The organism is Loktanella sp. IMCC34160 (assembly GCF_004145845.1).
Classification (GTDB): Bacteria; Pseudomonadota; Alphaproteobacteria; order Rhodobacterales; family Rhodobacteraceae; genus SELP01.
In genome coordinates, this window is sequence record NZ_SELP01000009.1 from 41,791 (window position 1) to 63,716 (window position 21,926).

Genomic DNA, 21,926 nt, shown 5'->3' on the forward strand with positions numbered 1-21,926 from the left:
GTCGGCGCCCCGCGAAAACGGAGGTGTTGCGATGTATGAAAGACAATTCCGGTTCAGGATCGCACAGATCCTGATCTATGGGCATCTGGGGCTGTTCCTGTTCGGGCTGATCATGGTGCCGCTGTTCGGCAAGTTCGAAGTCATCGACACGGTTCATGTTCTGCTGATGGGCTTCCCGATGCTGGGCGCGACGGCGCTTGCCGCCTTCGACGAGATGCTGCGTAACCGGGGGTCCAAAAGCCGCGGGAAAATGGTTCCGGTCGAGGTGGTGCGGATCACGCAGTTTGTCTGTCTGATCTCCATCGGCGGCAGCTTCTTTGTCTACCTCTTGCCGATGATCGAAATACCGGGCCTGACCGTTGATTGGCTCAAGGTCATCATCGGGGCGCTTGAAACGGTGTTGGGGGTCTATCTGGGGCGCATCCGCGACCATCTGTTCCCGCCCCTCACAGCCGCCGAGAAGGCCAATGCGTAGGACCGTCATTGTGGCCGCTCTGGTCTGGGCCGCCGCCGCGCGGGCAGAGGGCCCGCTTCAGCAGTTTGAATTTCAGTTCCAGTTCGATCCGACCCTCCAGGGCAGTCCAAACACCACCCTTGACCAGTTTCAGATGGAAGATGGGACGGATGGGGTGCTTGATTGGGCCGATCAGACCCGGTTGGATCTGGATCACCCCCTCGTGCAGGCCGACATCTTTGATTTCTCCGGTCTGGGCCTGACCCCCGAACAGCAGAACCAGATCAACCGACGCCTGTTTGTCGGACTGGAGCCGCTTGGCAATGGCTGCTCCGATTGTGCCGGGACCGCGACCGGACCATTGATCGGCCCGACCCTGCCGGGCGGGGGCACGCCATCGACCGGGGATCTTCTGGGGATGGCCTCGGGCACATTGGACCGGCGGGAGTTGGTTTCATACTTCGGCGACACCGGCCCCGGCGAGGGCGAGCTAGAGGCGACGCTTCGCAGGGTCGCGGCAATCGAGGTCGCAATCGAAACCATTGTGCGCAAGGCCGGACGAGACCGAGAGCCGAACTTCAAGTTCATTGGCAATGAGACAACCCTCCTGTGGTCCCGTACCAGCGTCGCGGTCGTTCTGGAATCAGAGGCGCTTGACCCCGACGATCCCAGGCAATGGGTTGGCTTTCAGGTGTCCATCCAGGAACGCAATCCCGGCGTCATGGGGGTGGGGATCGCCGAGACCGACGAATCCATGGTCATCGTCGACAGCTATGTTCGGCGGCGGCGACCGGGTGTTGTGCCATTCGGCGCCCCCGATCTGGACGAGGATTTCGGCCGGATGTTCGACGATATCGCCGAAAGCAACCGCCGCGAACAGCAGCTTGCCCGGTCATTGATGGAAATCATGACGGGGCTTTGACGGCACAAGATGGGTGCGCGGACCGGGAATATCGTCAGGCGCGGCGGATTGGGCCCGCCCCACCCGTCATTTGACGGCTGCGATTTTCGGCTTCGACGGGGTGCCGCTGTTGGCGTCGATGAAATCCAGAACCAGCGGCCGGATGTTGTTGCGCCAGCTTTTGCCCGCGAAAATCCCGTAGTGTCCCGCGCCCGGCTCCAGATGGGCCGCCTTCTTGCTGTCCGGCAGACCTGTCAGCAGGTCCAGCGCGGCAAGACATTGCCCGGGGGCGGAAATATCATCGGCCTCGCCTTCGACCACCTTGACCGCGACGGTGCTGATCTTGCCGATATCCACCGTCTTCCCGGCCACGGTAAAATCGTTGCGGGCGATGTCACGGTTCTTGAACACCCGTTCCACGGTGGAGAGGTAGAATTCGGACGTCATGTCCATCACGGCAAGATATTCGTCGTAAAAGACGTTGTGCTTGTCATGGTCCGACGCCTCGCCCTTGGCGACGCGGATGATCTGGTCGGAAAACGCCTTGGCGTGAGTCTCGGCGTTCATCGACATGAAGGATTGCAGTTGCAGCAGGCCCGGATAGACCAGCCGCCCGACGCCAGCGTATTTGTAGCCGACCCGCTGGATCATGGTGTTTTCCAACTGGCCCATGGTGACGGACCGGCCGAAATCGGTGACTTCGGTGTGGTTCGCCTCGGGGTCGATGGGGCCGCCGATCAGGGTCAGGGAGCGGGGCTGCGCCTTGGGGTCTTCGCCCGCCAGATAGGCGGTCGCGGCCAGCGTCAGCGGCGCGGGCTGGCAGACGGCGATGACATGCAGGTCCGGCCCGAGGTGTTTCATGAAATCGACAAGGTAGAGCGTATAATCCTCGACATCGAACTTGCCGGCGGAAACGGGGATATCGCGCGCGTTATGCCAATCGGTGATATAGACCTCGCAATCGGGCAGCAGGCTGATCACGGTCTTGCGCAGCAGCGTGGCGTAGTGGCCCGACATTGGCGCGACCAGCATCACCCGGCGCTTGCGCGGGCGGCGGCCCGGCACCTTGAAATGGATCAGGTCACCGAAAGGACGGGCGACGCGGGTTTCGATGACAACCGTATGGTCCTTGCCATCCTCGCCGGTCACGGCGGAAATTCCCCAGTCAGGTTTCGCGACCATCCGTTCGAATGTGCGTTCCGTCACCTCGCCCCAGGCACCAATCCAGTCGATCCACGGGTTGGCCGTTGCGGCCATGCCCGGATATGCGGCAAAAGCCCGCGCCGTCGCCCCCAACCATTGGTTGGTGTTGCGGGCGCTTTCCATGAGGTCGTAAGTGAACATATACTTCATGTAAGCTCTCCTGCCGCCGGCCCCCGGCGGGGGCGCTTCAAACGGTTACTGCATATCCGACGACATCCGGCGGTTATGCTGCACCTGCAAAATAGGCCCAAGAGGTTAATATGACAACAAATGAATTTGATCAGGATGCCGCAGGGGCCGCAGACCTCGGCAAATTGGAAGAAAACCTTGAAAAGCTGGAGGGTCTGACCAAGCGTCTGGCCAAGGTCATGTCGCATAAACGCAACGTTCCGGCCTCGTTGCAGGGTCCGGGGCAGGACCTGTATATGAAGGCGGCCACCGCCTACATGGCGGAAATGATGCACAACCCCGCCAAGATGATCGAACATCAGGTGGGGTATTGGGGCAAGACGCTGAAGCATTACGTCGAGGCGCAGAACCAGATTGCCCATGGCAAGCTGGAACCGCCCGAGGACACCGGCCCGTCCGATCCGCGCTTTTCCAACCCGCTGTGGGACAGCCACCCATTCTTCAATTTCATGAAGCAGCAGTACCTGCTGAACGCCGAGGCGATGCAGGAATCACTTGGCGGTCTGGAAGGTCTGTCCGAACGCGACCGGCAGCGGCTGGATTACTTCAGCCGTCAGATTGTCGATATGCTGGCACCGACGAACTTCCTCGCCACCAATCCCGACGCTTTGGAAAAGGCCGTCGAAACGCAGGGCCAAAGCCTTGTAGACGGGCTTGAAAACCTTGTCCGCGACCTGGAGGCAAACCAGGGCGAACTTATCGTCAGCCTTGCTGATAAATCCGCCTTCAAGGTGGGCGAAAACATCGGCACGACGCCGGGGCAGGTGGTGTTCCGCAACCGGATGCTGGAGCTGATCCAATATACCCCCACGACCGAAACCGTGCACGAGATCCCGCTGGTGATTTTCCCGCCGTGGATCAACAAGTTCTACATCCTTGACCTGAACGCCCAGAAAAGCCTGATCAAATGGCTAGTCGATCAGGGCTTCACCGTATTCGTGACCAGCTGGGTCAACCCCGATGCCAGCTATGCCGATGTGACACTCGATACCTATGTGGAAGAAGGGTATCTGGCCGCGATCGAGGCCGCAAAGACCATCTGCGGCACCAAGAAGGTGAACACGGTCGGCTATTGCATTGCGGGGACGACCCTCTCCGCCACGCTCGGGGTGATGAAACGGCGCAAGGATACGTCGATCAATTCCGCGACCTTCTTCACCACCATGACAGATTTCTCTGATCCGGGCGAAGTGGGCGTGTTCCTTGCCGATGATTTCGTCGATGGGCTAGAGGCGGAATGCGCCGCCACCGGCATCCTTGACCGGTTCTATATGGCACGCACTTTTTCCTTCCTGCGGTCGAACGACCTGATCTACAAGCCCGCGATCAAAAGCTACATGATGGGCGAGACGCCCCCCGCATTCGACCTTCTGTTCTGGAACGGCGACGGCACCAACCTGCCCGGGAAGATGGCGGTCCAGTATCTGCGCGAGTTGTGTCAGGGTAACCAGCTGGCTGCGGGTGGATTCAATGTCTGTGGGGAAACCGTGGACCTGAAGGACGTGACCGTACCGCTGTGCGCCGTGGCCTGCGAGACAGACCATATCGCGGCGTGGAAATCCTCCTACCGCGGGGTTCAGCAGATGGGGTCGAAGGACAAGACCTTTATCCTTGCCGGGTCCGGCCATATCGCCGGGATCGTGAACCCGCCGGCCAAGAAGAAATACGGCCACTGGACCAACCCGGAAATTGGGCTGACGGCAGAGGACTGGCGCGACTCGGCGGATGCCCATGAAGGGTCGTGGTGGCCGAAGTGGCAGGCCTGGCTGGCCGAGAAATCGGGCAAGCAGGTGCCCGCGCGGGCACCGGGTGGACCGGGATTCGAGCCGATCTGCCCCGCGCCGGGGACCTATGTATCGGCCGCGCCCAAACTCTGAGCCGACTAAACCTCTGATTTTGTTGCGTGCGCAGAATTTTTATTGCTGCAGTGCAGAAAAAACTTGAAATGCTGCACTGCAGCATGCATATTGGTGTCAGAAATTCACTGCGGACCGGGGCTCCTCCCTCCCTGATCTCTCCCTCGCAACGGTCCGCGAGACACCTGAAAGGTTACCACAATGGCCAAGACCCAAGACTTCACCGCCGTCTTCAAAGACATGATGGGCGCATTCCCGGTTGACACCAAAGCCATGGAAGACGCGTTCAAGACCCAGACTTCGCTGACCGAAAAGCTGTCGGGCGTTGCCCTTGACGCTGCCAAGAAGTCGACCGACCTGTCCGCCAAATGGGCCAACGACACCCTCGCCAAGCTGGCCAACGTGTCCAAAGCGAAAGCTGACCCGGCCGACTACGCCAAGTCAATGACCGACTTCGCCTCCGCTTCGGCCGAAGCCGCTGCCGAGCACATGGCTGCCTATGCCGAGATCGCCCGCAAGGTGCAGACCGAGACCCTCGAACTGGTTCTCGCCGCTGGCAAGAAGACCTCGGAAGAAATGACCTCTGCCGCTCAGAAGGCCACCGCCGACCTGACCGCCGCTGCCCAGAAGGCCGCTGCCGAAGTCACCACGGCGACCAAGAAGGCCACCGAAGCCGCGAAGTAAGTCGAAAGACATCGCCGGGGTCGTCCTCCCTCGATCCCGGCACCTGGAAAGGCGGTCCGCATAACGCGGGCCGCCTTTTGCTTTGGGGCGCTTTCCTGTCGAAAAGGCTTCACAGCGTGCTGCAGGCGCAGTAGCCTTCTCTGCAATGCCGCAAAACATTCCGGGGAGGATCGCCGTGGCCGAGCAAATGAAGCCGCTTTTGATCAAGCGCTACGCCAGCCGCCGTCTCTACAACACTGAAACCAGCGATTATGTGACGCTGGAAGACATCGCCGCCTTCATCCGTGAAGGGCGCGAAGTGCAGATTGTCGACCTGAAGTCCGGCGACGACCTGACCCGGCAATATCTGTTGCAGATCATCGCCGAACACGAAAGCCGCGGCGAAAGTGTCCTGCCGGTGGATGTGCTGACCGATCTTGTGCGCAGCTATACCAGCCAGGCCTCGTCGATTGTGCCGCAATTCCTTGCCGCCAGCTTTGACATGCTGCGCGAAGGCCAAAGCCAGATGATGGAAAACATGGGCAAGGCCAACCCGATGGCAAAACTGCCCGGGTTCGAGGCCATGCGCGCCCAGCAGGAGGCGTTTTTCAAGGCCATGACCGGGGGCATGATGGGCACCTCGTCGCCGCAACCGTCCGAGGGCGGGGCAGAGGCCGAGGGCCTTGACGACATCAAACGTGAATTGGCCGCCTTGCAGGAAAAGCTTTCGCGGATGACCAAGTAGCAGGGCCCTGACGGGTCCGGAAACGGATCGACATGGGAACCACCCTTGCGGTTCTGATCGGCGTCGGACTGACCGCCGCGCTCTTGCTCTGGCCGCGATTGCGGAGGGCCGATGGGTGGAAAGCGACCGTCACCCCGCTTGCGTCGATCATCGGGTCCGGATTTCTGGTTCTTGGCCCGGTGCTGGATGACAATTTCGGCGTCTGGGCCCCGCTGGTCATGGCCACGCTTTGCCTTGTCGCCTATGGGTTTGGCGCGGCGATCCGGTTCAACATCGCCCGGATTGATACCGACCCGCCCCGACATGCGCGGACCGAACAGGTCGAGACATTGGCGGCATGGGCGCTGGCGTTGGCCTATGTCATCTCGGTTGCCTACTACCTGAACCTGTTCGGCGCCTTCGCCACCAGCCTTTGGCCCGATGCCCCCGACAGCGCCGCCCGATGGGTGACCACCCTGATCTACGGGGTGATCCTTGCCGCCGCGCTGTTTGGCGGGTTTCGTGCGCTGGAAGGGATGGAACAAACCTCGGTCGGGATCAAGCTGGCCATTATTGCAGGGCTGCTGGCGGGATTGGCCCTGCATTTCGGACAGCAGGCGTCGACGGGCAATCTTGTCATCAACCCCGCCGTTGCCACAGGCTGGGGTGCGGTGACGCTGGCCTTTGGGCTGATCGTCACGGTGCAGGGGTTCGAAACCTCGCGCTATCTTGGCAACACCTATTCGGCGGAGATGCGGATCCGGTCGATGCGCTGGGCGCAATGGCTCTCGGCCGGGATCTACATGGCCTATATCTCGCTGCTGGTGTTCCTGTTCCCGGCAGGCAAGGTCCCGCTGTCTGAAACCGCGATCATCGACATGATGGGGCTGGTGGCGCCGGTTCTGCCGCCCTTGCTGATCGCGGCGGCCTTGTCGGCACAGTTCAGCGCGGCGGTGGCCGATACGGGCGGGGCCGGTGGGCTGGTGCAGGAACTGACGAGCGGACGGGTGCGGCCGCTTCAGGGCTATACGCTGCTGATCGGGGCCGGGCTGGTCCTGACCTGGGCGGCGGATGTGTTCCAGATCATCGCCATCGCCAGCCGTGCCTTCGCTGTCTACTATGGGCTTCAGGCAGGGATTGCTGCGCTGTCCGCCCTGAACCAGCGGCAGGTGGCGCTAGCTGCGGGTTTCGGCCTGTTGGCAGGTCTTGGGTTCGTGATTGCCATCTTCGGGCAGGCCGTCGAAGGATAGGCGGTTGCCGCCGCGCGGCGCGGGGCCTAGCCTGCGGCGAAGCAGTCAGAAAGGGCAGGCATGGCCAGAACCGAAGGGCGGATCACGCTATGGGGGATCGAGGTCTTCGTGGCCACGGCGGCCGAAGGCTCCATCTCGGCGGCGGCGCGGCGGCTGGACACCTCCGTCGCGACGGTATCCCAGCAGCTGACCAACCTTGAGGCGGCGATTGGCACCGATCTTCTGGACCGGGGGCAACGGCCCATCGGCCTGACCCCGAAGGGCGAAATCTTTCTGCGCCGTGCCAATGCGATCCTGAACGAGGCTGAACAGGCCCGCGCCGAACTGGCCCTGTCGGATATGTCCCGGCTGACCCGTTTCCGCCTAGGGATGATCGAAGACTTCGATGCCGACGTGACCCCGGCGCTTCTGTCGCGCATGGGGGAAGAGCTGAAGCAATGCCAGTTCCTGTTGGAAACCGGGGCGTCGCATCGGCTGTATGATCTGTTGGATGAACGGGCGCTGGACGTGGTCGTCGCCGCCGACATGGGGGCCACGGGCGCGGGGATGGAGGTGCACCGCCTGTTGGAGGAACCCTTTGTCGCCGCCGTGCCAAAGGGGCAGGGGGCAACGGCATTCGACGAAATGCCGCTGATCCAATACACCACGCGGCATCACATGGGCCGGACCATCGCCGCCCATCTGGCACGGGAAAACGTGACCCTTGGCTACCGGTTCGAACTGGACAGCTACCATGCGATCCTTGCCATGGTGGCGGGCGGGACCGGGTGGACGATCCTGACCCCGCTGGCCCTGTCGCGGGCGCAGCGGTTCAATAGGGATGTAGATATCCTGCCGCTGCCCTTCGCGCCCATGGCGCGGGTGATCCAGTTGACCGCGCGGCAGGGGGTGCTGGGGGCGATGCCGGCGACGGTCGCCGGGCACCTGCGCGGGTTGCTACAGGATCAGATCGTCGGGCCGGAAATCGCCGCCCGACCGTGGCTGGACGGGCGGCTTCGGGTCTTGTGATCAGGCGGCCTGTGCCGCCATCGCCTCTGCCGCAGCGTCAGTGAGGATCGTCGCCACCGCATCGCAGTCCTCCAACGTCAGGCGCGCGGGCAGGCGCACATCGCAGGCCTTCATCAGCATCGCGCGGGTCCGGGGCAATTCCACCTTTTCGGGCAGAAACTCCCAGTTCCAATAGGCGCGGGCATTGTCCTGGCTCAGGCCGAAAACCTGCACCTTGACGCCCTTCGCCTCTGCGGCAGCGGCGAACCGGCGGGTCGCCATGTCGTCCATTCCGACAAGGTTGAACTGGATCGAATCCGGGGCGCGTTCCTCGGGCGCAAGCTTTTCGGGCACCTCCAGCCAGGGCGAGGCATTCAGCGCCGCCGCGACGTGATCATGGTTGCGCCGCCCGTCTGCAACGCGCCGGGCCAGTTCGTCCAGCTGCGGGCGGATGATCGCCGCCGACAGGTTATTCAGGCGCAGGTTATAAAGCGGCAGCTTGTTCTGCCAACGGGCGAAGGCGTTCAGCAAAACCGGGTGCTTTTTCCAGTTGTGTTCATAAGCCCCCGACATGATGACTGCCCGGGCAATCAAGTCGGGATCATCGGTGACCATGATTCCGCCTTCGCCGGCATTGATCAGCTTGTAGGATTGGAAGGAAAAGCAGCCCACCTTGCCGATGGTGCCGATGTTGCGGCCGTTCCATGTGGTGCCCAGCGAATGCGCGGCGTCTTCGATCACCGGGATCTCCGCCGCGTCGCACATCCCGATGATCGCGTCCATGTCCGAGGTATGGCCGCGCATATGGCTGATGATCACCGCCTGAACCGTCGGCAGCTTGGCTGCGAAATCGTCAAGATCGATCCGGTAGTTGTCGCCGCATTCGCACAGAACCGGGATGCAATCGGCGTGGACGATGGACGACGGCACAGCCGCAAAGGTGAAGGCCGGGATCAGCACCCGCGCGTCCCGCGGCAGGTCCAGCGCCTTCAGCGACAGGAACAGCGCCGCCGAACAGGACGACACCGCCAGCGCGTATTTCGCGCCCAGAAGGGCCGCGAATTCCTCTTCCAGAAAGGCAACCGGCGCCTTGGCCGAGGTATAGCGAAACAGGTCGCCCGTGTTCAGCAGCCGCGCGACCTCCTCCATCGCGGCGGCGGGGATCGGCTCTGCGTCGTAGACATTGGGCGGCTGAGTCATTTTCGGCTTTCCTGAAATCTAACTTCGGGAAAACCTAACATGGCCCGCGTGACATTTCCACGACAACCCTGCGACAGCCCGTCAGATGCCCAGTTTGTCGCGCATCCGGAACCACATCATCGCTAGACCCATGGTCTGTTCCTGCAGGACAGTTCCCAGCGGGAAGGGGCGCCCCGGCAGTTGCGCCAGCACGTCGAACCGGCCGGCCTGGCCCGCGACGGCCTCGGCCATGATCCGCCCGCTCATGCAGGACAGGGCCAGCCCGTGCCCGGAATAGCCCGAGATCGACAGAACATTGGGCGCGACCCGGATGGCCGCGGGCAGGCGGGTCATGGTGACGCCCAGTGATCCGCCCCAGGTGTAGTCGAACCTGACCCCGGCAAGCTGCGGGAACATCTGGATCATCCGCTTGTGCAGGGTGCTGCCCATGTCCTTGGGGAAGGTCAGTGAATAATTGGCACGCCCGCCGAACAGAAAGCGCCCATCTTCGAACCGGAAGTAGTTGACGACATTGCTGCTGTCATGGGCGCAGATGTCTTCGGCCAGAACTTCGCGCTGGCGATCGGTCAGCGGTTCAGTTGCGCCGATGAAACTGTTGATCGGCATGACGCGGGCGGACACGCGGGGTTCGATCCGGGGCAGGTAACCGTTCCCGGCAAGAAGCACATGACCCGCCCGCACCCGGCCCCGGCTGGTTTGCACCAGGGCGGGATCGCCATGGGTGATCCTGTGCACTTCAGATCGTTCGAAAATGCGCACCCCCGCCGCTTCTGCCGCGCGGGCCAGCCCAAGGACGAACCGCAGCGGGTTCAGATGGCCCGCCCCCCGGTCCAGATGGCCACAGGCATAAAGCGGGGATTTGACCAGCGCACGGAAATCATCGCCCGCAAGCGGGGTGATCTGATCATACCCGTAATATTGAAGTAGTAGTTCAGCTTCGGCCTCTACCCCACGGAAATCATTCGCGGAATAGGCGCCATAGGCATTGCCCGGACGATAGTTCGCCTCGGGCGCGTGGCGGGCCGAAAGATCTCGGACCAGTGCCTTTGCATCCTCGGTGATCTGCCACATCTGCTGGGCCAAGGGGCGGCCGACCCGTGCCTCCAGCCAGCTTTGGGATTTGTGGTGTCCCGAACCCACCTGCCCACCATTGCGGCCCGACGCCCCCCAGCCCGCGCGCTGGGCATCCAGCACCACGACCGACAGGCCGCGTTCGGCAAGGGTCAATGCGGCCACCAACCCGGTATAGCCCGCGCCGACAATGCAGACGTCCGCCCGCTCCTCGCCATGCAGCGCGGCACGTTCGGGGGGCAGGTCCACGGTCGTGGCGTAGTAGCTTTTCGGGAACTGGCCCGCACGGTCATTTCGGTAAAGCGCGTTTGTCATGCCGGCAGAATGCTGTGGGATTGGTTGAATGGGAAGCGGGATAATGTGCTACTTTGTCCGCAGGAAGAAGGATGGAGCCACATGAAACTTGGTGCATTTTCGATAAGTCTCGGCGTGAAGAACCTCGCGGCATCGCAGGCGTTTTATGAAAAGCTTGGGTTCTCGGTCTATGCCGGAAACATCGACCACAACTACCTGATCATGAAGAACGGCGAGACGCTTGTCGGGCTGTTTCAGGGCATGTTCGATGGAACCATGCTGACCTTCAATCCCGGTTGGGATCAGTCCGCTGGCAATGTCGACCCGTTCGACGACGTTTGGGACATCCGCGACCGGCTGCGCGACGCTGGGGTCGAGATCACGCAGGAACAGGGTGGAGAAGAGGGGCCGGGCAGTTTTGTCGTGATAGACCCGGACGGCAACCCGATCCTGATCGACCAGCACAGGTAGTCAGTTTCCACCCCCGTCCCGTGGCACTGCGACCAGCCCAAGGTCGCGGGCGGTGCGGATATCAAGGATCGCCGTGTCGTGCCCGGTTCGGCGCTGATACAGTTGGATGGCCCGCCGCGTGCGCAGGTCCATCAGAGCCGTGATCGGCCCGATGTAGAACCCCCGCGCCGCCAGCGCCCGTTGCAGGGCGGCGATGAAGGCGGGGGTCAGGTCTTCGGGACAAATTGTTTCGAACAGGACTTCCTGTCGTTCGCGGACGATCTGTTGCCGGGTGACCGTCTGGAAGCTGGCGGGGGACAGGACGGTCCCATCGGGTCCAGGGACAGCGGGGCTGACCATGACCTGCTCGGTGCGGGTTTCGATCACGGCCGGGGTCACGTCGCGCCCGAAGCAGGCGCCGCTGGCGTCCCGTTCGACCCGTGCCGCCTGCAATGCGGGCGGGGTAATCACCTCGGGCACGACAGCAGGATCACAGGCGCAAAGCACCCCTGTGGCCAGCGCGAGCGCGGCAAGGCGACTGTTTCTGACGTTCACTGCTCTGACCCTGCGGCCTTTGGTTCTGCGCAAATCCTATCGCAAAACCAGGGCCGGACCAAAGCGCAAATGACCCCCGGGGGCGGATCACGGCCAGTCAAATGTCGCAGCGCAGCCCGCGAGGTGCCGCTTTGGGGCTGGAATGCGCCCCCGGTCCCGCCTAGATAGGGGTCCGAACGAAGGATCGAGCGAAGGACCGACAGATCATGGCACGCATCACCTATGTCGAATTCGGCGGCAAGGAACACACCGTAGAGGTGGCAAACGGGCTGACCGTCATGGAAGGCGCCCGCGATAATGGCATCCCGGGGATCGAGGCCGATTGCGGCGGTGCCTGCGCCTGTTCCACCTGCCATGTCTATGTGGACGACGCCTGGGTCGAGAAGCTGCCCGCCAAGGACGCGATGGAAGAAGACATGCTTGACTTCGCGTTCGAACCGGACCCGGCCAAGTCGCGCCTGACTTGCCAACTGAAGGTGACCGACGCGCTAGACGGGCTGCGCGTGCAGATGCCGGAAAAGCAGATCTGATGATCGGGCGGGGGGCACTTGCGGCCCTCTTGTTGTGGCCCGCCTGTGTGCTGGCCGAGATCACCGGCGCGTCCTATGACGCGCCGACGGACGTTTATGGGCATGGCGCGGTTCAGAACGGCGAATACGAGACGCTGGTTATCGACCAGGCCGGCCGGACGAGCCGGTTGCGCCTGACCAGAGCGGTCTGGGAAGACACCGCGCCCCGGCTTGCCGATCTGGATGGCGATGGCAGCCCCGAGGTCGTGGCCGTGCGCAGCGGATTCACCTCGGGCGCCGGAATCGTCGTGATCGACGAGGTCGCGGGCGACCTTGCCGCTGTTCTGGAGACAGCGCCGATCGGCCGTCGCAACCGCTGGTTGGCGATTGCCGCCGTGGCGGATCTGGACGGGGACGGGCGGGTCGAGATCGCCTATGTCGACCGGCCCCATCTGGCCAAGGTGCTGCGGGTGATCGAAGTATCGGTCATTGATGGTCTGTGGACTTACCGGGACGAGGCCGCCGCCGAAGGGTTCACCAACCACCAGCTTGGATCACCGGTGATCGAAGGCGGGCTGCGGACCTGCGACGGCTTGGCCGAGGTCATCACCGCCAACGCGAACTGGACCCGGATCATGGCGACGCGCCTGTCGGACGGACAGCTGACCAGCCGGGACATCGGCCCCTACACGGGGGCGGACAGCCTGACGGACGCATTGGGCTGCTAGGTCGAAAGTTTCCCTGCACGGTGGGTCAAGACCCACCTTGCAAGAGGAAATTGGGACGGTTCTGCGGGATGTCAGGCGTCGTAGGGTGGGTCTTGACCCACCTTACCCAATTTGCGGCCTAGCCCTTCTTTCCCTTGCTCATCGCCTGAATGCCCGCGATCCCGCTTTCGCCCAGCGGCACACTGGCAAAGGGGCCGCCCAGACGGGTTTGCGCCAGATCCTGCGGGTCGGGGTCCACGGCCTTGGCGAAAAGCTCTTCGGCCCAGTCTTCGGCATTGTCCTGCGGCCGGTAGCCAAGGAAACCGACCTTGTGGTTCGACACCGGCGCGCGGGTATTGGCGGACACCCCGTAGGCCACGGTAAAGCCCACGGTTTGGGTTTCCACCGACCGGACCACCAGTTGCACCATGTCGCGATAGGACAGCCAGGTCTGCAAGGCACGCACGTTCTGTGGCACCGGCGTGCAGGACATGATCCGCAGGCAGACCGATTCCAGCCCGCGTTTTTCCCAATACATCCGGCCCAGATCTTCGGCGAAGCACTTGGCCAGCCCATAGAACGTGTCGGGCCGGTGCGGTTCATCGGTGTCGATGCCCCGGTTTGTTTCGCACAGGCCCACCGCATGGATGGACGAGGCATAGACGACCCGGCGCAGCCCGTGTTTATGCGCGGCCTCCCAAATGTTGTAGGCCCCGACGTAGTTCGGCCCCCACAGCTCTTCGAACGGCTTTTCATCGACGATGGCCCCGAAGTGGATCACCATATCCGCCCCTTCCAGAAGCGGTCCGATCTCCTCCATCTTGGCGACGTCGGCCTGAACGTAGGTCTCGTTGGGGTGCAGGGTTTCCGGCGCTTCGCGGATGTCGGTGGACACGAGTTCGCGGCACAGCGTGGACAGCGGTCCGCGCAGTTCATTGCCAAGATTGCCGCGTGCGCCGGTCAGGACGAGTTTGCCGAACATGGGGGACTCCTTTGATCTTTTCGGGCGCCACGCTGTGGGGCGGGGCGGCAAAGGTCAAGGGCTAGCCGCCGGTCGCCGCCTCTTCTTCCGGGGTCAGATGCCGGCTTGGCCCCCAGGCATAGCCGTCGGGGCACAGGATGACGCATTCGCGCAGCCCGTGGGGCTTGTTCGCCGGGGCCTGAAGGACCATGCCGCCCGCTTCTTCCGCCCGGGCCGCTGCCCTGTCAGGGTCAGTGTCGAACAGGTGCAGGGTAATCCCGCCGCCGCGCGGCCCGGATTCGGGCAGCAGCGAGGGCAGGGGGTGACTGTGATAGGTGCCATCGGCGTGCAGTTGGAACACCTGCTGGCCGTAGGTCATGATCGCGAAATCGGCGCTGATGCGATGTGCCCGCATGTCGAACACCCGCGACAGGAACCCGGCGCTGCGCCGAACGTCCCGCACCAGCAGGTTGATCCCAAGACCCGTCAGGCTGCGCCCGAACTCCCCGGGGCTGACCGTTTCGTACTCCATCACACCCTCGCTTTTCCTTTAAGCCTAGCCGGTTTGTCCGGACCCGGCACCGCCGATGCGACGGCTTTCCGCGGTTTTCCGCCGGGTCGTTTTGTCCCAATTGGACCTTTCCGGGCAAAGGCATACCCTTGGGCCGAGGGGAGATCCGCCATGTTCGCCAATCCACCGCCTGACCTGATCAAGCTTTATATCCGAAATGTCGCCATTGGCTTTGGCCTGTCGGCTGTCTTCGTGGCCCTGCTTTTGTGGTTCGATATCGCCGGGCTGGGCGGGTTGGTGGCCCGGTCCGACAAGGGCTGGATCGCTGTTTTGATGCTTTTCCTGTCAAACGGGGTGATCTTCGCCGGGGTGCAGTTCGCCTTTGCGGTGATGTCCATGGCCGAGGACGATGACGACGACGAGCCGCGCGGCGGGCGGCGCGCGCCGGTGCCCGAACAGGTTGCCATTCCCGTCCGGGTGGGGTCTCCTGCGGGCAGTTAGCACAAACAGGGGGCGTTCATGTCCGACCTTCCGCCAGAGTTCAAACAATCCGACCTTTATGCCGCGATCAAGTCGGGCCGGGACCGGTTCCAGCGTCTTGGCTGGATCCTGATCGGGATCGGCGTCTTGGCGATTCTCTTCCCGCTTGTGGCTTCGATCGCGACCAAGGTTCTGGTTGGGGTCGTATTCCTTGTCGCGGGGGGCTTTACCCTGCATCACGCCTTTTGGGCGCGGGACTGGGGATCGGCGATCTGGTCGGGCCTTTCCGGTTTCCTGCAGCTTGCCGTCGGGGTCTATCTGGCCTTCTTCCCGCTGACCGGACTGGTCGGGCTGACCTTCCTTGTCGGTCTGGCGTTTCTGGTTCAGGGCGCGATGGAGATGTTCATCGCCTTTCAGCATCGGCCGGGAAAGGGTTGGGCCTGGATGGGGTTTTCCGGTCTGGCCTCGCTCGTCCTTGGGGCCATGCTGATTTCGGGCCTGCCGGGAACGGCGCTATGGGCAATCGGTCTGCTGATGGGGCTGAATGCGCTGACGACCGGGATATCCTTTGTCGTCCTTGCGCGATCCGTCTAGTCAGGAATTAGGTGGCGGGCACCACGACAACCGTGGGCGTTTGATTCCCGAGGACCTGTATGTACAGGTGGGCGCCAGATAACATGGCCAGGGCCGTGACAGAGCCAGCTCCCTCGGATTTGTTTAAGGCCACTGGAATGCAACGTTGGTCACGTGAAGCGCAGAAACCCGCCGCGACCATAGGTAGGGTGCGCGAGGCGCTACCGCAAGGGGTCAGACAGCCGGGCCGGTGTCCAGAAGCCAGCCACCTTCGCCGACAATGCTTTCCGGCAGCATGTAAAGCCCCCGTTCTATCAGCCCCACCGCGATCAGGCTCATACAGACATTGAAGAAAGTGATTTCCGAGGCGATGTGCTGAAGAAGGGTCATGAGTGGCAGCTCCGATAAGATTTGATCTTCTTTTGATTGGAGCGAATGGCAAAGGAACGGAGGATTCAAGGCCATTTCCGGGCAGATATTGTAGCGCCTATCCCAATCCGGACACATTTTGTTAAGGTTGACGGGTGTTCACGGTATGTTCATATTTGGCCCATGACCGAGATCCGACCCGACGACATGCTCAAACCCGGCCAGCTTCTGGCCCGTGGCGTCTGCCGCCATATGCTCAGCTATGACTTTGTGACGGTCGAGGAACTTGTGCCGACCAGCGGCCTGCGGGTTGATGTGATGGCGCTGGGACCAAGGGGCGAGATTTGGGTGGTCGAATGCAAATCCGGACGCGCCGATTTTCAGTCCGATAGCAAATGGCAGGGCTATCTGGAATGGTGCGACCGGTTCTTCTGGGCGGTTGATGCCGATTTCCCGACCGAACTTCTGCCCGATGACACCGGCCTGATCCTCGCGGACCCCTTCGGCGCGGAAATCATCCGCATGGGCCCTGAGGCAAAGCTTGCCCCGGCGCGACGCAAGGTGATGATCCAGAAATTCGCCCGTCACGCCGCCCTGCGACAGCACGCGGCCCGCGATCCATCCTGGTCACGGGCGTTCTGACACCAGGGCAGCGGCGGCGGCACCACTCGCCGCGCCGATCCCCGCAAACCGGTCCAGACCCCGCAGCAGTAACCGTTCGCCACGGTCTTCGATCCCCCGGCGGGCAAGGTCAAACCGTTCAGCGTCCTCTGCCCCGCCCGCAATCTGGTCGACGCAGGCATCCATGGCGGTCGCGACCATCCGGTCCAGCGGCGCCCCATCGGTGCCCAACCCGTCAAGCGCGCGCTGGAAAAAGCTGCGGGCTTCTGCCAGCAGGTCCGATTGGCCGCCCAGACGGGCCAGATCGGCACAAAGCGCCCCCCGTTCCCGGTCCGCAAGCGCCCGATAATAGGTCAGCCCCTGCTCGGCGCAGATCGGGACGACCTCGTGCAGGGCCGACAGCGCCTCTTGCAGGTCCGCGATGTCGCGCTGCAACTCACCCCGGACCCGAAGGGTCATCGCCCGGTTCAACTGTGTCACCGCCCATCCCGGCTCGCCCGCAGACCGGGTGCGGACGGTCAGGGCCGCGTCGATGGCGGCAAGCGACTCGGTGGCCGCGTCACTGCTTGCCTCAAGTTCGGCCAGCGTGCGCAATGCGGTGCCAAGGTTCATCTGGGTCATGGCCCAATCCGACGCTGCGCTGTCACGGGTCCGAACCGCAAGGGCCGCGTCATAGGCGGCGATCGCCCGGTTCAGCCGGTCGTTGCCGGGGTCGCGTTGGGCGATGGCGTGTTGACTATTGGCAAGGTTCATCTGCGCCTTGGCCCAAAGTGTCGGGTTGTCCGCGCGGTCCCAGATCGCAAGCGCCTCTTCAAAGGAAGCAACAGCGGCGTGCAGGGCCGCCATATCCGGGCGACGTTCGCCAAGGGTGTGCTGGATGATCCCGGCATAGTTCGCGGCCGTGCCCTGCTGGACCGGGGTTCGGGCAAACTCGGCCATCTTCACGGCCAATGCGCCTGCCACCTCCAGATCAAGGATCAGCGCCTTGTCCCGGCCGCGGCTGAACCATTCCATCCAAAGGGCCGACAGCGCGTCGAATTCCGTGCCCGGCACTGTGCCTTCCGTTGCCAGCCGGAACAGCCGGGTCGCGGCAGCGTCAGGGTCGCGGCGCAACAGGTCTTGCTGCAACCCCGCCTCCAACAACGCCTTGACGCGGGCTGTGTGGGCGGCTTCCGCCTCGGCCAGGGCCGCGTCGATCGCCTCGCCTGCGGCATCGTGCTGGCCTTCTGCCGACAGACGGGCGACCTGACCCAGCGCCGGCGTGTCCTGCGACGGCGTTGTCTGGACCGTAATCGCAAGGTCCACGGCCCGTTCCAATTCGCGAAAGGCCTGCTCGGGGTCGCGCACATCCGCCGCCACGCGCGACGCAAGGGCCACCAGCGCCGCATCGGTGATGCCGCTGGCCCGGGCGGTCTGCGCCTGCTGGCCCGTGGCCAACGCCGTCCGCAACAGCGCCTCGATGGTATCGAGCCGCCCGGTCGTCGCCTCGAACCCTGTGGTCAGCTGATCCTCGACCCGGTCCATCTGGCCCAGAAGGTCGGACCAGATCGCCGGGGCAAGGCTGCCGGTAAATTCGGGCATGGCCAGCAACCGGCGATAGGCCGATTCCGTCAGATCGGCGAGGAAGGCGCGGGCCAGCCGGGCGTCCGCGTCATGGCGTGATGCCGGGCGATAGACATCGGGCAGGGCCGCCTCTGCCTTGGCCAGAAACAGGTCGGCCATCCGGGCCGGGTCCAGCCTGCGGCCCACCACCTCGGCCGAAGAAATCTCGATCAGCGGAAGCACCTCGTCAAAGGCGCGGATCGCCGCTTCGATCTGGCCGGGATCGGCATGGCTGGGAAGGTGACTGGTCCAGTCTTCCTCGATCTGGCGACGCAGGTCGGCAATGATCTTTTCGGCGTGAAAACGGCGGCGGTGGGTCAGATGGCCGATAACCGTGCTGAGCCCAAAGCTGACCTGTGCGGTCCCGGGCGGAACCGGCAGACCCGAAGCGGTCGCGGCTGCAAATACCGACGCCCCAAACAGGACCGAGGTGAACCCACCAAGGGTTTCGGCATTGGGAACAATCTTGCGCATGACGCACCTCCTGCGATGAAGGTGGCAGCCGCCCCGGCCCGCGCGCAAGCGAAATAATGGATTGGCGCGGTCAGCGGCTGCGGCGGATGGTTTGCGCGGCGGCCCGGATTTCCTCGGCGATCTCTTCGGCCTCGTCCGGGTCGAAGTCCATCGGGATCTCCATATCGCCAGCCTGAATGAACAGACGCACCATGCCTTCGGTGGTCGGGCCGATCTGCAGATTGGCTTCGATGTCGCGTTCGGTATTGATGCCCATTGGGTGTGTCCGCCTTAAGATGACCTGCCGCCTCCTACAGCGGGGATGGCCGGATTGGCAAGCCCGGGCAGGGGGGCGGAAAATGAAATCCGGGCGGATTTGGCCCCTTGCATTCGTGGTTCGGCGGCGCTAAGTCCCCGCCCAGTGCCGCCTTAGCTCAGTTGGTTAGAGCGCTGGATTGTGGATCCAGAGGTCCCCTGTTCAAGCCAGGGAGGCGGTACCATCCCCCCAACACGAGTATCATCCGGCAATGGTGGGTTAAAACCCACCTTACGTGCAGGTGCGCTGCCCCTCTGGCCCTTGCGGGCCATTCACCCCGGGATATTTATTGACCCAAAGAAGGGGGCTGGACACAGCGTCCCTTCTTCTTTGGGTTGGAAATATCCTCGGGGGGGCCGGGGGGCGAAGCGCCCCCGGGTAAGGTGGGTCTTGACCCACGATCCCTAGTCGACCGTCACCGTTTGCCGCAGAGCCCCGCTGGCGCGGTCATAGATCAGGATCCGGTCGTCGGTTGTCACCACCGCGAACCAGTCTGCACCTTGGGTAAAGGCCTGCGCCTCTGCCCCGGCTGGCAGGGCGATCTGATCGGGCAAAGTGATCAACGGTCGGTTCAACCGGATGACAAGCGCCGCGATAAGCACTAGGAAGCCTGCGATCATCACCACGGCCAGCCCGGTCACCAGCCGCTTGAGAAACATCAGCTGCGGCGGCAGGGGTTCACCGTCTTCAGAAGGGGTATCCATTGCCCGAGACCCTCGTCAGTTTCCGGATCTCCGAAGATCCGCCTGCCCGCCTTGATAAGGCGCTTTCGCTGGATGTGCCAGAGAGCGCGTCCCTGTCCCGGTCCCGCCTTGCAAAGTTGATCGAAGAGGGCGCGGTGAGGCTGAATGGAGAGGTCGTGACCAACCCCCGCCATCGCGTGACCGAGGGCGACACGGTGGATATTACGGTAGAGGAAGCCAGCGAAAGCCATATCGGGGCCGAGGAAATCCCGCTGGACGTGGTTTACGAGGACGCCGACCTGATCGTGGTGAACAAGCCCGCGGGCATGGTTGTTCACCCCGCGCCGGGCACGCCCGGCGGCACCCTTGTCAACGCGCTGATCCATCATTGCGGCGACAGCCTGTCTGGGGTGGGTGGGGCCAAGCGACCCGGCATCGTGCACCGGATCGACAAGGAAACCAGTGGCCTTCTGGTGGTGGCGAAATCCGACCGGGCGCATCACGGCCTTGCCGCGCAATTCGAAAAGCACAGCGTGCACCGCCGCTATCTTGCCGTCTGTTATGGGGTGCCGGACCAGAATGACCCGCGCCTTCATGGGATCAAGGGCACCAGTTTCGAACCGGGCAATATCCTCAAGATCCAGTCGTTTCTTGGCCGGCACAGGACCGACCGCCAGCGGCAGGCCGTTAGTTTCGATGGCGGCCGCCATGCCGTGACCCGCGCCCGCATCCTGCACCCCCTTGGCACCCCGCCGGTTGCCGCCCTGATCGAATGCTGGCTGGAAACCGGCCGCACCCACCAGATCCGGGTGCATATGGCCCATGCGGGCCATGGGCTGATCGGCGATCCGGTCTATGGCGGGCGGCGCAAGCTGCCGGTGAAATCGGTGGGAGAGGCGGGTTTTGCCGCGGCGCAGAGCTTTGCCCGGCAGGCGCTTCATGCCGCCGAACTGGGGTTCACCCATCCGGTGACGGGCGAAGACATGACGTTCGAGGCACCAATGCCGGAGGATATGGCCGCCCTCGTCATCGCCCTCGGTGGAACACTCGATTAGTCGTCGGATTTTTCCCGGCTGCGTCCCATCAACCGCCCGATGACGAAACTGGTGCGCGGCGCATAGACATAGCGGGTCCGGGTTTCCGCCGGGCGCGCCCGCATTCGGGCCAGCCCGAAAACGATCAGCAGGACATGCCCGACCGAGATCAGGGTGAACAATGCCGCCGGCCCGAACCAGACAATGAGCGTCGACGAGACATAGGGCGCACCAATCGCCCCGACCGCGTAAAAGAACATCAGCGCGGCGGAGAGTTCGACCCGTTCTTCGGAGCTGGCGAAATCATGGGCGTGGGCGGCGGCGACCGAATAGATCGGGAAGGTTGTAAAGCCAAAGAAGCTGGCCGCCAGCATCACCCAGACGGTGCCCAGATGCGCCACCCCGACGGTCACCACGCAGGACAGGACCGCCGCGACCGACAGCCAGATCAGTATCCAGCGCCGGTCGAACTTGTCCGCAAGCCAGCCGATCGGGATCTGTGCGATGGCCCCGCCGAACACGAAGAAGGCAAGGAAATAGCCGATCTGGTCCGGTGTCAGCCCAATTTCCTGCCCGTAGATCGGCCCGACCATCCGGAATGAGGCAGCCGAAAGGGCCGCCACCACAACGCCCACCGTGGCCAGCGGCGACATCCGCCAGGAAATCGCAGGCCGCAACCGGGTTGCGGCTGGGGTGACCGGCTGGGTCGCCTTGGTCACTGCCATCGGCAGCAGCGCGGTGCAGCACAGGATGACCAGCGTGTTATAGGCCAGATAGGTTTCCAGATCGGCCAGCCAGCCGACCATCGCCTGCGCCATGAACGACCCGCCCACATCGACGACGCGGTAGATCCCCATCGCCCGGCCCCGGTTTTCGTTGGTCACCTTGGCCTGCAACCACGCTTCGATCACAGTATAGCAGCCAGCCACGCAAATTCCGCTGGCGACCCGGAACAGCGCCCACCAATTGGGATCGGTGACCAGAACGTGGGCCGACAGGCCGATGGCTCCAAGGGCGGTGAAGGTCGCAAAGGACCTTGCGTGGCCGACATCGCCCAACAGGCGTGGCGCCCACCAGCAGCCGATGAAGAAGCCAAAGAAATGCGCCGAGCCCAGAAACCCGACCTCTGGTTTCGTGAACCCGGCCCCAAGCCCCACCAACGCATCCAGCGGGCCAACGCCCCCGGTGGCGATTTGCAGTAGGACGACAGACAGAAACAGGGCCGCGAAGGAGATCAGGATGCGCATGAGGTCTTTATGACCGGAAATCCTCGCCGCGCCATGCCCTTTTCCGCCATTTCAGGTCGTTTG

Annotated in this window: 25 protein-coding genes and 1 tRNA gene; 15 read left to right on the forward strand and 11 right to left on the reverse strand. The window is 63.3% G+C overall.

Going from position 1 to position 21,926, the window contains the following annotated elements; translation table 11 throughout:
- The first annotated feature begins 31 nt into the window (after nt 1-31).
- Both EU803_RS17775 and EU803_RS17780 read left to right on the forward strand, forming a co-directional pair.
- A complete protein-coding gene (locus EU803_RS17775) occupies nt 32-475 on the forward strand; it encodes a hypothetical protein (protein ID WP_129685385.1) in 444 nt (147 codons plus the stop codon).
- Nucleotides 468-1,376, forward strand: coding sequence for a hypothetical protein (locus EU803_RS17780; protein WP_129685387.1), 909 nt, complete (start codon nt 468-470; stop codon nt 1,374-1,376). The genes EU803_RS17775 and EU803_RS17780 overlap by 8 nt, the downstream gene beginning before the upstream one ends.
- A 66-nt stretch (nt 1,377-1,442) precedes the next feature.
- Here the strand turns inward: EU803_RS17780 and phaZ are convergent, their stop codons facing one another.
- Nucleotides 1,443-2,708: a polyhydroxyalkanoate depolymerase gene (gene phaZ, locus EU803_RS17785; protein WP_129685388.1), complete on the reverse strand. Its 1,266-nt coding sequence runs from the start codon at nt 2,706-2,708 to the stop codon at nt 1,443-1,445.
- 110 nt (nt 2,709-2,818) lie between these two features.
- Between phaZ and phaC the strand changes: the two genes are divergently transcribed.
- The 5 genes from phaC to EU803_RS17810 all read left to right on the forward strand — a co-directional run bounded on the left by phaC (nt 2,819) and on the right by EU803_RS17810 (nt 8,248).
- Nucleotides 2,819-4,624, forward strand: a complete 1,806-nt coding sequence (phaC, locus tag EU803_RS17790; RefSeq protein ID WP_129685390.1) for a class I poly(R)-hydroxyalkanoic acid synthase — start codon at nt 2,819-2,821, stop codon at nt 4,622-4,624.
- Nucleotides 4,625-4,804: 180 nt separating this feature from the next.
- Nucleotides 4,805-5,287 (forward strand): phasin family protein, encoded by a 483-nt coding sequence (locus EU803_RS17795; protein ID WP_129685392.1) that lies wholly within the window; start codon nt 4,805-4,807, stop codon nt 5,285-5,287.
- A 175-nt stretch (nt 5,288-5,462) separates the two neighbouring features.
- Nucleotides 5,463-6,011: a polyhydroxyalkanoate synthesis repressor PhaR gene (gene phaR / locus EU803_RS17800; protein WP_129685394.1), complete on the forward strand. Its 549-nt coding sequence runs from the start codon at nt 5,463-5,465 to the stop codon at nt 6,009-6,011.
- Between the two features lie 32 nt (nt 6,012-6,043).
- The gene (locus tag EU803_RS17805; RefSeq protein ID WP_129685396.1) at nt 6,044-7,240 is read left to right on the forward strand and encodes a hypothetical protein; all 1,197 of its coding nucleotides are present in this window, start codon (nt 6,044-6,046) and stop codon (nt 7,238-7,240) included.
- A 60-nt stretch (nt 7,241-7,300) separates the two neighbouring features.
- Complete coding sequence (locus EU803_RS17810; RefSeq protein ID WP_129685398.1) at nt 7,301-8,248, forward strand: LysR family transcriptional regulator; 948 nt, start codon at nt 7,301-7,303, stop codon at nt 8,246-8,248.
- On the opposite strand, the gene EU803_RS17815 is transcribed toward EU803_RS17810, so the two are convergent.
- Entirely contained in the window at nt 8,249-9,427 is a 1,179-nt protein-coding gene (locus EU803_RS17815; RefSeq protein ID WP_129685400.1) for an aminotransferase class I/II-fold pyridoxal phosphate-dependent enzyme, read from the reverse strand. It abuts the gene before it with no gap.
- A gap of 81 nt (nt 9,428-9,508) precedes the next feature.
- On the reverse strand, nt 9,509-10,813 hold the full coding sequence (locus EU803_RS17820; protein WP_129685402.1) for an FAD-binding oxidoreductase: 1,305 nt from the start codon (nt 10,811-10,813) through the stop codon (nt 9,509-9,511).
- Nucleotides 10,814-10,894: 81 nt separating this feature from the next.
- On the opposite strand from EU803_RS17820, the gene EU803_RS17825 reads away from it, so the two are divergent.
- Complete coding sequence (locus EU803_RS17825; RefSeq protein WP_129685404.1) at nt 10,895-11,263, forward strand: VOC family protein; 369 nt, start codon at nt 10,895-10,897, stop codon at nt 11,261-11,263.
- Here the strand turns inward: EU803_RS17825 and EU803_RS17830 are convergent, their stop codons facing one another.
- Nucleotides 11,264-11,797, reverse strand: coding sequence for a peptidoglycan-binding protein (locus tag EU803_RS17830; protein WP_129685406.1), 534 nt, complete (start codon nt 11,795-11,797; stop codon nt 11,264-11,266).
- Nucleotides 11,798-12,003: 206 nt separating this feature from the next.
- Between EU803_RS17830 and EU803_RS17835 the strand changes: the two genes are divergently transcribed.
- Together EU803_RS17835 and EU803_RS17840 are read left to right on the forward strand one after the other, a co-directional pair.
- Entirely contained in the window at nt 12,004-12,327 is a 324-nt protein-coding gene (locus EU803_RS17835; RefSeq protein WP_129685407.1) for a 2Fe-2S iron-sulfur cluster-binding protein, read from the forward strand.
- Nucleotides 12,327-13,034 carry a VCBS repeat-containing protein gene (locus EU803_RS17840; protein ID WP_129685409.1) on the forward strand — a complete coding sequence of 236 codons (708 nt, stop codon included), beginning with the start codon at nt 12,327-12,329 and terminating at the stop codon, nt 13,032-13,034. The genes EU803_RS17835 and EU803_RS17840 overlap by 1 nt, the downstream gene beginning before the upstream one ends.
- A gap of 118 nt (nt 13,035-13,152) precedes the next feature.
- Here EU803_RS17840 and EU803_RS17845 read toward each other — a convergent pair whose 3' ends face one another.
- Entirely contained in the window at nt 13,153-13,995 is an 843-nt protein-coding gene (locus EU803_RS17845; RefSeq protein WP_129685411.1) for an NAD(P)-dependent oxidoreductase, read from the reverse strand.
- A 61-nt stretch (nt 13,996-14,056) separates the two neighbouring features.
- Nucleotides 14,057-14,506 (reverse strand): VOC family protein, encoded by a 450-nt coding sequence (locus EU803_RS17850; RefSeq protein ID WP_129685413.1) that lies wholly within the window; start codon nt 14,504-14,506, stop codon nt 14,057-14,059.
- A gap of 150 nt (nt 14,507-14,656) precedes the next feature.
- Between EU803_RS17850 and EU803_RS17855 the strand changes: the two genes are divergently transcribed.
- Together EU803_RS17855 and EU803_RS17860 are read left to right on the forward strand one after the other, a co-directional pair.
- Nucleotides 14,657-14,986 carry a hypothetical protein gene (locus EU803_RS17855; protein ID WP_129685415.1) on the forward strand — a complete coding sequence of 110 codons (330 nt, stop codon included), beginning with the start codon at nt 14,657-14,659 and terminating at the stop codon, nt 14,984-14,986.
- Between the two features lie 18 nt (nt 14,987-15,004).
- Nucleotides 15,005-15,559 (forward strand): HdeD family acid-resistance protein, encoded by a 555-nt coding sequence (locus EU803_RS17860; protein WP_129685417.1) that lies wholly within the window; start codon nt 15,005-15,007, stop codon nt 15,557-15,559.
- 213 nt (nt 15,560-15,772) lie between these two features.
- Here EU803_RS17860 and EU803_RS18680 read toward each other — a convergent pair whose 3' ends face one another.
- On the reverse strand, nt 15,773-15,928 hold the full coding sequence (locus EU803_RS18680) for a hypothetical protein (RefSeq protein WP_165352897.1): 156 nt from the start codon (nt 15,926-15,928) through the stop codon (nt 15,773-15,775).
- A gap of 162 nt (nt 15,929-16,090) precedes the next feature.
- Here EU803_RS18680 and EU803_RS17865 point away from each other — a divergent pair, with 162 nt between their 5' ends.
- Nucleotides 16,091-16,549, forward strand: coding sequence for an MmcB family DNA repair protein (locus EU803_RS17865; RefSeq protein ID WP_129685418.1), 459 nt, complete (start codon nt 16,091-16,093; stop codon nt 16,547-16,549).
- On the opposite strand, the gene EU803_RS17870 is transcribed toward EU803_RS17865, so the two are convergent.
- Both EU803_RS17870 and EU803_RS17875 read right to left on the reverse strand, forming a co-directional pair.
- The gene (locus EU803_RS17870) at nt 16,535-18,604 is read right to left on the reverse strand and encodes a hypothetical protein (RefSeq protein ID WP_129685420.1); all 2,070 of its coding nucleotides are present in this window, start codon (nt 18,602-18,604) and stop codon (nt 16,535-16,537) included. The genes EU803_RS17865 and EU803_RS17870 overlap by 15 nt on opposite strands.
- Before the next feature lie 70 nt (nt 18,605-18,674).
- A complete protein-coding gene (locus tag EU803_RS17875) occupies nt 18,675-18,860 on the reverse strand; it encodes a DUF6324 family protein (protein ID WP_129685422.1) in 186 nt (61 codons plus the stop codon).
- Nucleotides 18,861-19,006: 146 nt separating this feature from the next.
- Here EU803_RS17875 and EU803_RS17880 point away from each other — a divergent pair.
- Nucleotides 19,007-19,083, forward strand: a tRNA-His gene (locus tag EU803_RS17880).
- Between the two features lie 220 nt (nt 19,084-19,303).
- On the opposite strand, the gene EU803_RS17885 is transcribed toward EU803_RS17880, so the two are convergent.
- Complete coding sequence (locus tag EU803_RS17885) at nt 19,304-19,603, reverse strand: DUF6476 family protein (RefSeq protein WP_129685424.1); 300 nt, start codon at nt 19,601-19,603, stop codon at nt 19,304-19,306.
- Here EU803_RS17885 and EU803_RS17890 point away from each other — a divergent pair.
- Nucleotides 19,603-20,637 carry an RluA family pseudouridine synthase gene (locus EU803_RS17890; protein WP_129685425.1) on the forward strand — a complete coding sequence of 345 codons (1,035 nt, stop codon included), beginning with the start codon at nt 19,603-19,605 and terminating at the stop codon, nt 20,635-20,637. The genes EU803_RS17885 and EU803_RS17890 overlap by 1 nt on opposite strands.
- On the opposite strand, the gene EU803_RS17895 is transcribed toward EU803_RS17890, so the two are convergent.
- Nucleotides 20,634-21,863 carry an MFS transporter gene (locus EU803_RS17895; RefSeq protein WP_129685427.1) on the reverse strand — a complete coding sequence of 410 codons (1,230 nt, stop codon included), beginning with the start codon at nt 21,861-21,863 and terminating at the stop codon, nt 20,634-20,636. The two genes, EU803_RS17890 and EU803_RS17895, sit on opposite strands and share 4 nt — an antisense overlap.
- Nucleotides 21,864-21,926 lie beyond the last annotated feature (63 nt).